This is a genomic window from Pseudomonas agarici (assembly GCF_001543125.1).
Taxonomy (GTDB): domain Bacteria; phylum Pseudomonadota; class Gammaproteobacteria; order Pseudomonadales; family Pseudomonadaceae; genus Aquipseudomonas; species Aquipseudomonas agarici.
The window spans coordinates 3,470,750-3,486,452 of the sequence record NZ_CP014135.1; the positions used below are offsets into that span (position 1 = coordinate 3,470,750).

The 15,703-nt window shown below is 52.7% G+C and carries 8 protein-coding genes and 1 pseudogene; 6 read left to right on the forward strand and 3 right to left on the reverse strand.

What is annotated here, in order from left to right; genetic code table 11:
- The first annotated feature begins 382 nt into the window (after positions 1 to 382).
- The 6 genes and pseudogenes from AWM79_RS15185 to AWM79_RS24465 form a co-directional block, all read left to right on the forward strand.
- Positions 383 to 1,363 carry an ABC-three component system protein gene (locus AWM79_RS15185; RefSeq protein ID WP_060783172.1) on the forward strand — a complete coding sequence of 327 codons (981 nt, stop codon included), beginning with the start codon at positions 383 to 385 and terminating at the stop codon, positions 1,361 to 1,363.
- Positions 1,356 to 1,595: an ABC-three component system middle component 6 gene (locus AWM79_RS25415; protein WP_208599908.1), complete on the forward strand. Its 240-nt coding sequence runs from the start codon at positions 1,356 to 1,358 to the stop codon at positions 1,593 to 1,595. The genes AWM79_RS15185 and AWM79_RS25415 overlap by 8 nt, the downstream gene beginning before the upstream one ends.
- The gene (locus tag AWM79_RS15195; RefSeq protein WP_060783174.1) at positions 1,586 to 3,310 is read left to right on the forward strand and encodes a DUF2326 domain-containing protein; all 1,725 of its coding nucleotides are present in this window, start codon (positions 1,586 to 1,588) and stop codon (positions 3,308 to 3,310) included. Before AWM79_RS25415 ends, AWM79_RS15195 begins: the two co-directional genes overlap by 10 nt.
- Before the next feature lie 704 nt (positions 3,311 to 4,014).
- Positions 4,015 to 5,322, forward strand: coding sequence for an ankyrin repeat domain-containing protein (locus tag AWM79_RS15200; protein ID WP_017132517.1), 1,308 nt, complete (start codon positions 4,015 to 4,017; stop codon positions 5,320 to 5,322).
- A 1,244-nt stretch (positions 5,323 to 6,566) separates the two neighbouring features.
- Positions 6,567 to 7,595 (forward strand): glycosyltransferase family 4 protein, encoded by a 1,029-nt coding sequence (locus AWM79_RS15205; protein WP_060783175.1) that lies wholly within the window; start codon positions 6,567 to 6,569, stop codon positions 7,593 to 7,595.
- A gap of 122 nt (positions 7,596 to 7,717) precedes the next feature.
- Positions 7,718 to 7,876, forward strand: a pseudogene (locus AWM79_RS24465) (DUF4172 domain-containing protein); the annotation flags it as partial.
- A gap of 9 nt (positions 7,877 to 7,885) precedes the next feature.
- Here the strand turns inward: AWM79_RS24465 and AWM79_RS24470 are convergent.
- The 3 genes from AWM79_RS24470 to AWM79_RS25940 form a co-directional block, all read right to left on the reverse strand.
- The gene (locus AWM79_RS24470; RefSeq protein WP_074862435.1) at positions 7,886 to 8,587 is read right to left on the reverse strand and encodes a transposase; all 702 of its coding nucleotides are present in this window, start codon (positions 8,585 to 8,587) and stop codon (positions 7,886 to 7,888) included.
- A gap of 238 nt (positions 8,588 to 8,825) precedes the next feature.
- Complete coding sequence (locus AWM79_RS25020; protein ID WP_143063316.1) at positions 8,826 to 9,224, reverse strand: contact-dependent growth inhibition system immunity protein; 399 nt, start codon at positions 9,222 to 9,224, stop codon at positions 8,826 to 8,828.
- Entirely contained in the window at positions 9,221 to 15,697 is a 6,477-nt protein-coding gene (locus AWM79_RS25940; protein WP_082712627.1) for a ShlB/FhaC/HecB family hemolysin secretion/activation protein, read from the reverse strand. Before AWM79_RS25940 ends, AWM79_RS25020 begins: the two co-directional genes overlap by 4 nt.
- Between the last annotated feature and the right edge of the window lie 6 nt (positions 15,698 to 15,703).

A 15,703-nucleotide genomic window follows, 5' to 3' on the forward strand; every position in this document is an offset into this window, starting at 1 on the left:
GTATGAAGGGCTCCGCCTCCAAAAGTGAGACTGAAAAGACGTAGAGAGCAATCGCTGAGATACAACTGATAGCAGCGAAGTCGTAATAATATCTGCAGCTACCTTGCCTTTACCTGTGGACTCTTGTAACTGCTTAAACCGTGCCCCAACCCTCGACACGCTGCGGCAGCAAAGCTGCCTTGGTCTCGGGTTTCCTATTCAAAAGAGAAATATCAATAACTACATATCTAATTTAAAAGGTAAAAATTAGTATAAGACGAAAGCTTCAATACAACTTATAAAAATATCAACTAAGACCCCTCTGGCCAGTAGCAAATCTCAAGAAAATATGTTATAAGTTGCGCGCAGCGCACAAGGCGCAAAGTAAAACATGGAGACTGTCATGGATAGAACAGAAAAGGCATTGGCACGGATAATATTCAAAGCTCATGTTGCAACACTGGCTGGCATGGCATTTCAGAATTTTTTCACCAATATTATGACCTATCACTCCACTGACTTTGCGCCAGTTAAGCCTCAAGGAAATGAGGGCGATTGGAAAAATGATGGTCATGAACCGCTATCAGGAAGATACTATCAAGTGTATGCACCTGAAGTTTTTGATGAAGCGAAAGCTGTGTCAAAAATTGAAGAAGACTTCAACGGGCTCTTATCCAAGTGGGGAAACAATCAGGTTTACCCCGCAGGAGTTAAAGAATTTTATTTCGTGATAAATGACGCCTATCGAATTCAGCCTGGCAGTTATCCAACAACACTAGCAAAACTAGAAAAAATTCGGCAAACCCATAATCTTTCTGTCTGCCGACCTTTTCTGTCGAAAGACCTGGAAGACAAGTTACTTAACCTAGAAGACGATAAAATAAACTCAGTAATTGGATTTCTTCCAAACCCTGCTGACATAAAAGTTTTGAGTCTGTGCCTTGTAGATGAAGTAGTTAAACATATTGCCGAAAATCCTACTCAACGCTCTCTTCTACAGACCTTGGCAAATCCATCCTTCCAAACCAAATTAGAATTTAACGGGCTCAACGTCACCAGCTCATGGCTAACCACTGCAAACTATAGAACTGGCACATTAGAAAGTTACTTCGGGGCAAACAGTACCTTTACGCGCCAGGAAATCAGAGACAAGTTAAAAGCGATATATGAGTCTAGCAAGAAAATAGAATTCCCTCTCAGCAGTGCTGATGAGGCTACAGAATCAGATCACCGCTTATTTTATATTTTAAAAGAGATCACACCAAAACCTTCAGTGAGTGATGCCAGACTTGAAAAGGAATTACAAGATGCTGCGCTCGTAGTGATGTCATTCTTTTTCGAAGCGTGCGATATTTTTGAGGAGCCGCCTTGTGCTAATGCCTGACAAGCACATTAAGTTCGCCGAGTCGCTGATTGGTCTAGGTTCCTTTATCTTGGAAGAACTGGATGAACCAAAGAGCATTGACACTCTATGGGACGCGTTTAGACAAGCACGGCTGGCAAAAGAATATCCATCGCCCCACTCATTTGAAAGTTTGGTTTTAGCCGTAGACGTTCTGTTCGCTATTGGTGCTATAGAACCAGCCAAACTGGGAGTTCTAAAAAAATGCGCCTAATCCGCCTAACCGCGAATCATGATTCCTTCAAAACTATCGAATTCAACCGGACAGGTCTTACTCTAATTGTTGGATCTAAAACCCAGGATTCGAAGTCTGTAACTTATAATGGTGTGGGAAAATCACTGATAGCTGAGTTGATTCACTTCTGCTTAGGCTCTAGCAAAAACGCCGAATTTGAGAAAAAAATCCCAAACTGGATATTCTCACTTGAAATTGAAAGTGGGGCGGGTTCACATACAATTTCAAGAAATACCTCTAATCAAGCTGTGGTATATTTTGACGAGCAGGAAATTAAGCTAGCAGCCTTAAATCAGTTACTGGAGCAGCATTGTTTCTTGATCCCGAAAGGAGTTCCCGGCCTTACATTCCGTTCGCTCATACCAAAATTTATACGCAGAGGCCTGAAACAGTACACAGACCCTAGAGATACCGGCGACTATTCTGACTATGACAGCCTAATTAGAAATGCGTTGCTTCTCGGCATCGATGTACACCTCATCGCACTCAAAAACAAAATTCGCAACGAAATAAATGACCTTCAAAAACTCCGAAAAAACTTTAAAAATGACCCGCTAATTAGGGAGTTTTATTCCGGAGGCAAAGATCCTGACATACACTTGCGCCACCTAGAGCGGAAAATTTCAGAGTTAGAAAAGAACCGGGACGCATTTATCGTCGCTGAGGACTATTACGACATCCAAAAGGATGCGGATGCACTCTCGGAAACTGCAGAGAAAATAAAGAACAATATTTTTCTCTTGAAAAACGCAATAACAAATATAGATGGAAGTATCAAAGAACAGCCCGACTTACCTGTGGAGCGGATCAAAACCATCTATGATGAACTCTTACAGCAATTTAAACCAGAAGCTCTAAAACGTTTAGACGAAGTATCCGCTTTTCATAAAAAACTGCTAGAAAATCGAATTTCCCGGCTCAGCCAAGAAAAATTGAGAATACTAAGAGAGCTTCAATTAGAAGAGTCGACTTTGAAAGGCAAACAGACCGAGCTTGACGCAAAACTTCAGCTACTCGGAAAGTCTCGCGCGCTCGATCAGTATACAACCATCGTAAATCAAATTGCCGATTTAACTGCACAGCTACAAAAAGTTAAAGACTACAACGCCATATCGATTGAATACAGCAACAAAGAAGCGAACCTAGAGCTCCAGATGAGCGAAGAAATAATCAAAACTAATACTTATCTCGAAGAAACAAAAGAAGAACGAGAAGGGAATTTTGAAGTATTCAAAGAGTATGCCAATAGATTTTATCCGAATTCGCCATCTGGGATAACTCTGCATAACAACGAAGGAAAGAAAAACAAGCTACGATTTGATTTCGACATACGAATTGAAAATGATAGTTCGGACGGAATCAATGAAGTGAGAATATTTTGTTATGACATGACCATTTTATCTCTTCGTGAAAACCACAGAATGGACTTCATCTTCCATGATAGTAGATTGTATTCGAACATGGACGTTCGGCAAAGAGCCGAACTTTTCCGAATTGCAAGCGAAACAACACAGAGGAACGATCTGCAATACATTGCAACGTTGAACCCAGATCAAATATCAGGAATGGACGAGGAGTTTACGCCAGAGGAGTACAAATCGTTGATACAAGACAATATTGTTCTTGAACTGAAGGACGATTGCCCTCAGAGCAAGCTCCTAGGAATTCAGGTTGATATGCACTACGACCGATAACAGATCGAAAACCCGAGACCAAGGCAGCTCTGCTGCCGCAGCCAGTCGAGGGTTGGTACGCGGATCGTGAGCCGAGCGATGAAACACCGCCTCCAAGCCAGGCTCCGCCCCATGGTGTTTCAGGTACACCAGCGGTACAGCACGAACGAGCTCGAACTTAGCGTACCGTACGCTAAAGCACTGTTTGATAAGTACTTTACCGTGCTGTACCTTACTCAAGCGAACGCCAGTGTAATCTAGCGTTGCAACGACATTGGCGAATTGAAAATCCCCGTGTCGGCGGTTCGATTCCGTCTCTGGGCACCACTAATTAATTTCAGGTGGTGCCAAAACCACCCGGAAGCCCACAAGAAGCCCGCCTCGTGCGGGCTTTTTGCTTTCCATGGTTCCCCCACCGTTCCCTTGTAAGCCCAAACAGATGTGAGTAGATCCAGTTCGGTCTAGAAATCTACTCACACCACGTCGGCTAAATGCCCGCCTGGTGCGGCCTGCAAGGGGGCTGCTTTGCCACTATCAGATACCACCGTCCGCACCGCCAAGCCGAAGGACAAGCTTTACCGGCTTATCGACGCCAAGGACCTATGCCTTGAAGTAACCCCGACCGGCTCCAAGCTGTGACGCTATCGGTTATCCGTAGGCTCACGCAATGGAACCTGATGCGTACTTTTCACCACACAGATTAATTTTCTATTGATGAGGAATCCATGAATCGCATCGGTCCGCGTTCGACCCCCACGCAATATGGTCATGACTCGAACAAATTGCCCCTTCATACAGCTGTCGAAAACAACAACGAGCAGCTCATCAGGCAATTGCGCAACGCGGGTGCGCGCGCCAATACACTGGATGAAGCTGGTCACTCGCCGCTTGATGTGCTCGACAGCAAACGGGATATCGACCAACGCAGCCGGTCGGGGCTGCGCATGGCCTTGTTGCAATCGCTGAACCCGACCGCGCCGCTAGGTTACATGAAGCCCGAAGCTATTCACGGTAGCCCGTGGGGTTTGGAAATTCTGCAATCCCAGGCATTGATCGGTGGCGTGACGGATCAAAAGGGTGGGAGCGAGTCACTGGAAGGCAAAGTGTTCTTTTCAGACCGCACCCGGGAAAGCACGGGCGACCAAACCACACGCAAGGGATTTCGTTCCAAGCCGAGGATTTACGCGGCAGGTCAAGGCGAGAAATCCAGCAATGCATATTCCAGGGCAGAGCAACATCGCCTGACGCAAGTCATGCTCACGGCGCTGAAAGCAGGCATACCGCTGCAAACCAACGCCCCAGGAGTTCGTATAGATGTCGCCAATCTGGGCCACATGAGCGACGAGGAATGTACCACCTGGTTGCAGACGTTCTTGCACAAAAAGCACATCTATGGCAATGGCGGTAAAAAATTCATCACCGCGCCTCTGAATCAGCACATCCACGAACTGCAAATGCCCGCCAGCGTCACGCTACGATCGGGCGAACAGAGCCGAGTCATTCAAGGTCCTGAATTGATGCAATTCTATCGCCGCGCCGCGAGAGTGTTGCAACATTCCCTGGAAAACGGCAAGGCGCCCTACCTGGGAATGCTCAACCAAGGACGTATTGTTCCCGTGGTATTCGGCTTCGAGAAAATTAAAAATCTGGCTTCACACTCACTACGCTCCGGGTTCAGCCAGAAAATCAATAGTTATTCTTACCAAAACGAAGCCCATCCGTTGTCCGGAAGCGCCAAAGGCGGAAAGCTCAAGGAAATCGAGGTGCGGGACCTGCCAGACTTGGCCACCTTGTGCCTGGGTTGTGCCGCCAAAGGCATCGCGCTGCCAAAGGGCGTGGTCGTTCGAATCAAGGCCCATAAACAAGTCAAGGCGCAATACCTTGCCCCCCAGAAAGTCGAGCGGTTTCAGAACACCGTACTGCACAGTGCCGCTCAACTGACAGGCGCCAGGGACTTGAGCAAGGAGGGCTTGGAACGCTTACAGGCCGTTAATGCGCATTTACGCTCCAGCGATTTGATGTCGTATTTCTGACTGGAACCAGGAAAATCAACCACTGGCCCTGTTCCATCAGGACAGTAAACATTGATCAAACCGATACCGGTCCACCAGACGGCCAACCACAAGGGCCCCTGGAGCCATGGAGTGGCTGGAGCCGGCCTGATAACGCTGGCCGGCACACAAAAACCCCTCAACAGCGCTAAGCCTCGCTGGGGTCGAGCGGGTCAGCCGCTCCTCTCCCGCGACTGATCCTGAAGTCCAAGCGGATGACGCCCGCAGCCACCACGCTCCCAACCTCATCCAGTCCCAGCCCCTTCGGCTTTAGTTATCGCTATCAAGAATTAACATTATTCCAAAAGAACCTAAACACCTGTCAATTCTTACAGTAGACGGAGTAACCGTAAGCTCTTTAACATCAAAACTTCAATGAGCCACAAAAGATGCTCACCAAAAAATACGACAAACCCATTATGTTCATGATGGTGGCGTTGCGGGCGGACTGCCTGCGCGGATACTGCTGCCTTGCATTAGGTTGCGACCCGGATGTATTTGGATGATCTTGAATACATCAAGTAAAAATGACCACTACCAAGTCCACCTTAATAGAGGCCGATAACAATGCAATGTATATCCGTAAGCACTTAAAAAAGCTTTCAACATATTTGTGGAAAATTGATAGGGAGAATACTGCAAATACACAAGCCAGACTGTGGTAGCTATTTTTTTGTAAATCAGTGCTTTACTAAAAATATAGATAAATTATGACAGCAATTAAATCCAGTACGCCGGGAGGTGGGGCTCAACCTAACGGCACCGCAGGCATATACAAGGAAAATCATGGCTATCTATTCGGCAATACAACTGCGGACGCCCAGGGCAGCAGCTCCCCATCTGCATCGGGAAGGCCAAACGATCACTGCACATGAATCAAGCAGCAACACATGAACAGACTATTGCCCCATTGATATTTTGTAGACAAAGGCTCATCGAAAAAAGCCTCTCACGGATTTTTGGAAGCACAGAAACAAGAACACCGATTTTATTAATGATGTTCGTGCGAGCAAACGCATCTAACAAACCGGCGTTTCCATGCACAATATTTATATTTCTTCGCCCCTAGTCACTCACGTTCTTAATAGCGACCAAAAAAATTTCCCCGACACGAGCAGAAGTCGCTCCCGCGCCACTGCAACCCGCAGTCGCTTGCATGGCCAACCTGGGAAGGTCGATCTACCAGACCCCATACGCCGATTGGCGTCTTGACAAGGATTGCCACAATGCACATTGCCCAAATCGCGCCACTGTACGAAGCCGTTCCACCTCAGCTCTACGGCGGTACTGAGCGCGTTGTGTCCTATCTGACCGAAGCCTTGGTTGAACTCGGGCATGAGGTCACGCTGTTTGCCAGCGGCGATTCACGGACCTCGGCCAAACTCGAAGCGCTCTGGCCACAGGCGTTGCGCCTCGATCCGACAATTCGCGACACCCTGGCGCCCCATATGCTAATGCTCGAAGAAGTGCGCAGCCGGGCGAGCGCGTTCGACATGCTGCACTTTCACTTCGATTATCATCCGTTTTCGCTGTTCACCCGCCAGCCGGTCCCGTTTTTAACGACACTGCACGGCCGTCTCGACCTGCCAGAGCATCAGCCCATCTTCAACCGATTCAGTCAGGTGCCGGTGGTGTCGATTTCCAACAGCCAACGCCTGCCGTTACAACAGGCAAACTGGCTCTCCACCATCTACCACGGCTTACCTGAAAACCTGCTTCAGCCGATTCCCGGGAGCAGGCCTGGCTACCTGGCTTTCCTTGGCCGCATCTCGCCGGAAAAACGGCTCGATAAGGCCATTCGTATCGCCGAACAAGCCGGCCTTCCCCTCAAGGTCGCCGCGAAGATCGATAATGTTGACCGCGCTTATTATGAAGCCGTGATCAAACCGCTCATGTCCCTGCCCCATGTTGAGTACGTGGGCGAAATCAACGAATCGGAAAAGAACGCCTTTCTTGGCAACGCCTTGGCCTTGTTATTCCCGATCGATTGGCCCGAGCCTTTTGGCTTGGTGATGATAGAGACCATGGCGTGCGGCACACCAGTGATTGCCTTCAACCGCGGCTCGGTGCCTGAAGTGATCGACAACGGTATTTCGGGGTTCATCGTCGAAGACGAACTCGGTGCCATTGCCGCCCTACAGCTCTTGGACACTCTGTCGCGCGAAACAGTGCGCAAAGCCTTCGAGGAGCGCTTCTCGGCAAAGATCATGGCCCAAAATTACATCAACTCATACGAAGAACTGCTATCTCAATAGTCGGTCACGCGACGGTATAAGAGGCGGCCACTGCGAATATCGGTCAGAGCCTACAAAAATGACTTGATTAGACAGTGAGCCGAATAGACTCGCGCTAATCGGCTCACAGATGAGCAGCCCCTATGAATGGCCCTTTCTGGATCTGGCAGCAACCCAACTGGCCGCACTTCAGTTGGCAAGCCGAAGCGCTTGCCCCGCTGCTGCGCGCTTGCGGCCAGGCTCAGGGCCGCTTGCTCGGGATGCTCGGTGCTGTTGGCCGTGCAAAAAGGGGACACAAAAAGGGGACAGATTTATTTTCGGATACGACTGGCGGGCCTTCCTTGCCCACGCCGCTCAATCCGTAAGCCCATAATCCTCTCAACCTCATCAACAAAACGAGAGTTTCCGGTCAGTTGTCCGCGTTGTAACGATTCGCGAATCAACGTTAACTCTTCAGATGAAACACCCTGACTCACAAAATTCCGATATTTAAGTTTTCTATCCTCCAAGGTGTGACCAAGACCCTCAAAGCAAGGATCCGTATCGAGCCAATTATCATAGGATTTCTCACTAAACCGTGACAGGTAACTTGACCAAGTATAATCTTCGGGCCGAACAGCTGTTTTTGCTCGAACCGGATTTAGTTCAATGTAACGACTGCACGCAAGCAGGTAGCAATTTGATTGCACGAGACTTGATTTGTAACGCCCCTCCCACAGAGTGCCGGAACGCCCTTCGAGCTTATTGCGATAGCGGGTCATTCGTGCGGCTAGAGCTTTCATCAACTGTCCAAGGCCAGCTGTTGACTCATCTGGAGCGACTAACAAATGTACATGATTAGTCATGAGGCAGTACGCGTAGACCTTGACTCCGAATACGTCCTTGAGTTCACGCAAATCGTACAAATAACGCTGGAAATCACAAGCCTTCGCAAACACGACCTGACGATTGTGCCCCCGTTGAACAATGTGATGAGGGTAGTTTGGTAAGACAACACGCCCCATTCTTGGCATAAAACCTCCTTCCGTGGAAATATCAGCATAGCAAATGGAGGAAAAAATAAATCAAAAAATAAATCCGTCCCCTTTTACTTTTATCAACTAACTATCATGCCCCATGTTGATGAAAACACGTCGATCAGCAAGGGCTGAGGTCAGGAAAAATGGACACCTGAAGAAGGTTAAGTAAGTGCCATTCAAATCCGTTCCCTTTTACCCGGAAACATCAGCATAGTCTGTCCTCTTTACTCTTCTATCGCCCACGAGTACGCTCTTTCAAAACCAAAATATCTATCGCAAGACTCGCATCTATACCAGAATAAACAAACGAGTCAACTATTAGAAAAACCTCATCAGCCATCACCCTATTTTCAGACCAAAATTCACTACTCAACTCACCAAGGGCGACAATCAACTCTCCATCATACTTAAATCCCGCCAGAAAATCTTCTCTAAGAAACTCAAGCGCAACTGGAACAACTTCGAGCACATAAATTCCCTGCCTAATAGCACGACATAAATCACCGACCGCAAGAGACTCAACAGGAGTATTGCGAATAGAACTATACCATTCAGTCAACGATGAAGACGAACTGCTAGATTGCCAGTTAATTTTATATTTTTTTTCCAAATCGCAGAAAGTTATTTTCATATCCCGAAACCTTTCATAGCTGACTCAACACGATCAATAGCATCCAGCGCCTGCTGCCGTGCAGCTTGCGCAGCGGGATCACCTAGCCCTTTTAGAGTTTCCGCATGATTTCTTAATCCACGCAAAGTATCATTCATTTCCTTGAGGTGATCCCAGTAAGTTCCGTCATTTTTTGGCACGGGCTCTCCAGCCATATCTTTTAATGCACCCTCTATATCACTGCTTTTGAAATTATTTAGAATATTGTCGATTTTATTTATTGCGCGCTGCTGCCCCTGACTTAGCCGGATAACAGCATCGCTTCCTTCTCCCGTCGCTTCAGCGGAAGTAATTGCAGATCCGCTCGTTAATCCTCCTTCAGTAACTCCCTCACCCACCTCACTAAACAAGCCTCCAAAAGCCGGTAGCGAGGCCAGCGCCTCCTCCATCGACACAGATGCCAAAGCACCAAATCTACCGGCAAATCCCCCCATGAGGGCTGCGGCCATCAAGGCTGTCTGGTTCGCAGGGTTTACCGAAGATGATCCACCAATAGGCATCCCTATGCCATCAGATTGATTGGTAGGATCCTGCCCCGCAATATCGCCCTCGGGGTTTCCGCCTTTGGTTGTCGTGAACAGCTTCTTAGCTGCATCCTGTATTTCCTGCGCATGAAGCAGCAGGTTGTACTTCTCGCCATATCCACCAATCATGCTTCCCGTAGACGCATCGCCACCGGCCAGCGAGGCAGAGATCAACCCGATAATCTGGGCGGTTGCAATCTTGCTCTGGCTACCCTGCTGGCTCAGATTGTCAGAGGCGAACAGGTCACTGGCATATTGGGCCAGCAACCCGTTGGCGATCGGTGTCAGGCCATCGGCAACGCCACCTGCGATAGCGCCGCTGGTAAAGTCTTGTCCCTTGGCAACCGAAATCAGACCGCCCAGTGCGGCATGGAGCAATATGGTCTGGGCGGTCCCCGGATCGGCATTGAGTATCTTGGCCAGATCACCGACGCTTTTGTTGCCAGCCGCTGCCGCGAAATCTATCCCTTCATTGATAAGCGCGCTACCCAGGTTGCCGCCAAAGCTGCCGCCATTGATGGCCGTGGAGATACCGCTACTGATAACCGCATGTGCCCCACTACGCACAATGGTGTCGGTGGCGTTGCCCCAGGTGAGCATGTCACTGGAATAACCTGGGTTCTGTATCGGTCCCGCGCCAATGACCTGCGAACCACCATTTGTGGCAGCCTCTGCCGATCTGAACCAAGTGCTATCGGCGTAGCTGATGGCTCCGGCGGTCAAGCCACCGATAGCAGCGTTTTTCAAACTGTCGCGACTGAACGTGTCTTTCAACGCAGCGCCAAGATCACCCCTGTCGTTAACGGTGCTGACCGCAGCGGTGCTGGCCATGGAAGTCAGCACCGAAGTCAGCGCCACATTGGCCCAACCGGCAGACACGGTCCCGACTGCCGTACCCGCAACGACCATGGCCTCGCTGCCAGCTGCGGCCAGCGCCGCACCACTGCCGGCCTCGGCACCAGCGCCCGCCACAGTACCGATAGCCCCACTTGCCGCTCCCGCCGTCAGCACCGTGACAATGATGATGATCGCCAACATCGCCCCAACCCCAAGGCTTGAGCTGCTGTATTTGTAGGAGTCGTGAACTTCCTTGATCTGTCGCCAATCTACGTCACCGCGTCTCTCGGCCTCCTTGAGCCAGGCCAGTTGCGGATCGGCTTGAACCATGGCATCGATGGCCTGGCTGACGGTCTGCTCGTTGACCTGTTTGACGTCGATATGCAGGCCATCGACTGCCTTGATGACCATCTGCCCCTTGGCGCTCATTTGGGTCTGTTGAAGGGTTTCGTTCGTGCTGCCCTTGCCTTTCATGGTGTTCCAGGCAAGGCTGGTACTGCTCTTGGCGTGATCCTCCTGATGCAGGTCCTTGACCCCTTCCAGGCTGATACTCCCGCCACTCTGCAATGTCAGGTCATTGCCGCTCTCAAGCTTCGCCGCCTGGTAGTGCTGATCACCGCTGCTGATCAGGCCGATATCGCCACCGGCCTGGATCTCGCTCCCCACATTGGTTACTTGCGTGACCTGATCATGTTGGGTCTTTTTGCGGCCCCAACTGCCCTTTTTCTTCATGTCATACAGCGAATAGTCGCTGTTCTGGGCCGCCAGCAGGCCCAGTTTCCCGCCCGCCACCAGATAGGCTTCGGTCGTAGCATCGACTTTGCTCGATACCAGCATCAGGTCGTTGCCGGCATTGAGCCGGACAGCACCACCGGCGCTGACGCTGCTCGCTACCTGGCTGACATGGTCTAGCTGGGAGGTGACTTTCTTGGTCTTGCTATAGTCGTGTTCTTCGTCTGCGGCTGACGCCAGGGTCAGGTTGTCGACCGCCGACAACGTTACGTCGTGCTTGGCCTCGATCTGGCTGGCCACCGCCGTGAGATCGCGCCCCGCGTTAACGGTGAGATTGCCACCTGACCAAACGCTGGAGCTATCCTGGGTAATGCTCTGGTCACGATAGCGAGTACCCCGCGTGTTGCTGTTGATCTCTTCGACGGAGGTGATATTGACGTCGCGGTTAGCCTTGAGGGTGGTGTCGGTACCACTTTTCAGCAGGCCACCGATGTTATCGAGGTCACGCCCCGCCGTTACACTCAAGCTCTGCGTAGCCTCGATCATCGCCGCATTGTCGGCAAAGGTACGTTGCTCGGTCTTATAGCCCGTGCTGCTTTCATGGGTGGTGATCGTGCGTTCATTGGTCACGTCACCGACCACCGCCGTCACACTGACGTCCCGCCCGGCAATAATGCCGCCTGCCTTGTTGGTCAGGCTGTCGCCTGCCAGTGCATCCAGGCGGTTGTTCGCCTCCAGCAGCCCGCTGTTGACCAGATCGTTGCCAGCGGCGACCGTGAAGTTGCTGCTGGCGCGCAAGGTGCCGGCGTTGACCAGGTCCTTGCCAGCGATCAGGGTCACATCGCTGCCCTGGATCAGCGCACCGTTGGCGGCCAGGCGGTTGTCGGCGTTGGCCAGGTACAGCACCGGCACCAGGACTTGCTCGCCGTTCATCGTCGCGTTTTCCATCCACACGATGTCGTGGGTCAGGGCCGCGACCTGTTCGGAGGTCAGGCTGACACCCAGTTGCAGGTCCAACTGCTGTTTGCTGGCGACGGCGTTGTTCATCAGGTACTTGAACATGTCGTCATCGGAGGTCTGGCCATCGATGAAGCGCTGGCCCGTGCGGGCAGTCACGGCCTGCTGGATCAGCTTCTGTTCATAGAAACCGTCACCCAGGCGCTTGGCGCTGGCCTGCGGGTCGTAGCCCAAGTTCGATAGCAGGTAGTCCGAACTCATGAACTGCTTGAGGTCGGTGAGTAGCGGGTTGGTTTCGATCAGGTATTTCTGTGGGCTGGACCGGCCAGAGGTGTCAGGCAGGCCCGGAACGTGAACCGCTGGTTGATTGGCCGTGCTGGTCTGGCCGCTGAGGCGAAACAAGCCGTTCTCGCCGACAGGTAGCGAGAAACCCGGCAGACTGAGCGGATTGACCTGCTGCTGTGCCAAGTCCGGCGGTAGTTGCCGGTTGACGGTGAGGTGGGTCGAGAAGGTATTGGCCGGCGCCTGGGTATCGGTGCGCGGCCCGGCGCCGACATAGGTGTAGCCCGCACGTACAACGCTGCTGCTGAAGCCGTTCTGGGCATTGACGCTGACCGCCCCGCCCGCCTGGATGACAGCGGCATAACTCTGGTCGCTGGAGGCAATGTTCCGCGAGGTTCGGAACTGACTCAGTTCGATCTCGGTCAGCCCGATAAAGCCACTCAGGGCGCCTGGTAGGCCGCCCAGGTTATTGGGGTTATAGCCTGCGCTCTGCAACCAGTAGCTGTTGTTGAACGCGGCGGCGGACGCGTACCACATATCCGCGTTGCGGGTACGCTCCGACATGAAGGTACGTGAAGTCTCGGTTTCCCCGGTCTCGATACCGCTGTTGGTCAGGTTCAGGACCGTGGCGCTCAGGGCACCACCAGCGGAAATCGTGCTGCTTTGGTTCAGCAAGTCACCGCCCTGGATACTCAGGTGAGTGCCGGAAGTGATGCTGGATGCCGCGCTGGCCTCGGTCACTTCGAACTTGTCACGCTGGGTGATTTGCCAGACATGGTTCTGCTTGCCGCCGCAGTCACCGGCGTTGTAACCCTCGATGCACTGGACTTCGACAATCGAAGCGGTGTAGATCCCCTGGTTGTTGGTGGTCAATACCGCTCGCACGTTCTGGATCGTGCTGGCCGTCAGGCTCATGCTGGCGTCGCTCTGGATCGAGCCGGAGCTGTTGACGATGCGGCTGGCCAACGCGCCTTGGCCGTCGCGGTCGATACTCAGGTTGCCCAGGCTGTAGATGCTGGCGTAGCTGTTGCTCAACGAATCGACCCGCAGCCCCATATCGCCGCCACTGAAGATCAGGCCATGATCATTGAGCAGCGCGCCGGTAGTTGCCGTGAGCTTTTGCGCGCCGCCGAGTGCGCCATAGTTGTCGATAGCCGCCGCGTTCAGCGTCATATCGGCAGCCGAAGTGAGGCGGCCGTGGCTGGTCAGCACGCCATCTACGTTGACAGTACTGGTCCCACCTCCGGCGATGCTGCCGGCCTGTCCCAGATTGATCAAGGCGGCGTGCAGATCGAGGGCACCGGCACTGCTCAGACGCCCTTGGCCACCATAGCCACCGCTCAGGTCGAGCGTGGCGTTACCGTCCGTGCCGATCTGGCCATCGTTGTTCCAATCGATACCACTGCCGTTCAGGCCGGCGGTGGCAAGCAGTTGACCGGTCGCGGTCTGGCTCAGGTGATTGACGTTGACGGTCAGGTGGCTGGCCTGCAGGGAGCTGCTGTTGGTCCAACGGTCGCCGTCGAGCGTCAGGTCGCCATGGGTGACCAGTTGGCCGCCGACATCGTTGAGATTGGCCATGGAGAGGCTGGTGCCGTACTCGGCAAACACCGGACGCACCCAGTCCCAGGCCACCGGACGGGTCCAGCGCAGGTCATTGCGCCAGTAACCGCCGCTGTCGCCGGACAAGGTCTGGTCCTTGTAGCCGCGAATCGATGACTGTCCGCCCAGGCTCATGCGCTGCGAGCTGAACAACACGTCCTCACTGCGCTGGCCGGTCATCAGGCTGCTCAAACTCAGGGACTCGCCCCACAGCTTGAACGGTTGCAGGTAGCTCAGCGTCGCGGTGTATTTGCGGTAGCGGGCATCGGTCTGGCCCGGCTTCGGGTCGTGATTGCCCTGGGCATCGAAGGCGCCGATGCCTTCCTGCATGCCGAGGTCGACGTTGACGAAGGCACCGCCGATCCGCCGGCCATGGTTGATGCCCAACTGCGCTTCGCTGATGCGGTTGCTGCTGAGGTCCAGCTTGCTGTCTTCGATAAAGTTGTTGGTGCGCAGGTAGGACAGGCCGGTGTTGAGCGAGGTCTTGCTCAGGCCATCGCGGTAGATGACCCGTTCCAGTTTCAACTGGTGATTCTGGCTGTCGCCGGTCTGCTTGAAGTCGAAACCGCTGGCCTTGGCCAACGAGCGGTACTCGCTTTCGCTATAGGTGTAGCTCAGGTTCCACCAGCCGAACGGCAGGTTGTAATACAGCATCGCGTTGCGCGAAGTTTTCTGGTGATCGCTGCTGGCATCATGGCCACCGCGCAGCGATAGCTGATCGGCCAGCCCCAGGGGATTGTCCCAGTCGAGGCTGGTGCCCCATTGCTGTTCGCCGGTACTGCGTTGACCATCGTTATGCCGGGCCAGGCCAACCCGCCAGGGTTTCTGTGGGTGGTTCTTGACCAACACTTCGCTGCCGCCGACTGCCTTGCCCGGTGCCAGTTCCATCTGCGCCTGGTTCGACGGCAGGCGGTTCAGTTGATCGACCATCTGCTCGATTTCCCGTAGGTTGAGCAGATCGCCCGGCTGGCCCGGAAACGTCATCGCCAACTGACGATCGGAAATACCGTTGCCGTCAGCCCCCTTCAAGCCTTCGAGCTTGCCTTCGACCACCAGCACCTTCAGCTTACCGCCGGACAAGTCCTGCTGCGGCAGGTAGGCGCGGCTGGTGACCAGACCCTTTTCGATATAGCGGTCAGTGATGACTTTAAGCAGTTCATTGAGCTGCGGCACGCCCAGACACTGGCCGATATAGGGCCTGAGCAGACGTGTGCGTTCGCCCTCGGACAACGAATCGGCGCCCTTGAGTTCGATAGTCTTGATGGGGAAACAACGGCTCTCGAGCAGAACCGGTGGTGTTACGGGAGCTGCGGTTTTGCCGGGCAAGTCCTTGAGCTCTTCGAGACGCCGGCGTTGTTCTTCGAGGAGCCGATCCTGGCGATCGCGGATCACATCGGTCACACCGGGGTTATCAAATGAGGCCGCATGAGCCACATCGAACGTGCCCAGGCAAAATAAAGCGGACAGCAGACCGCGCCTCGTCCTGAGCACAAACCCCAACATGCCAGA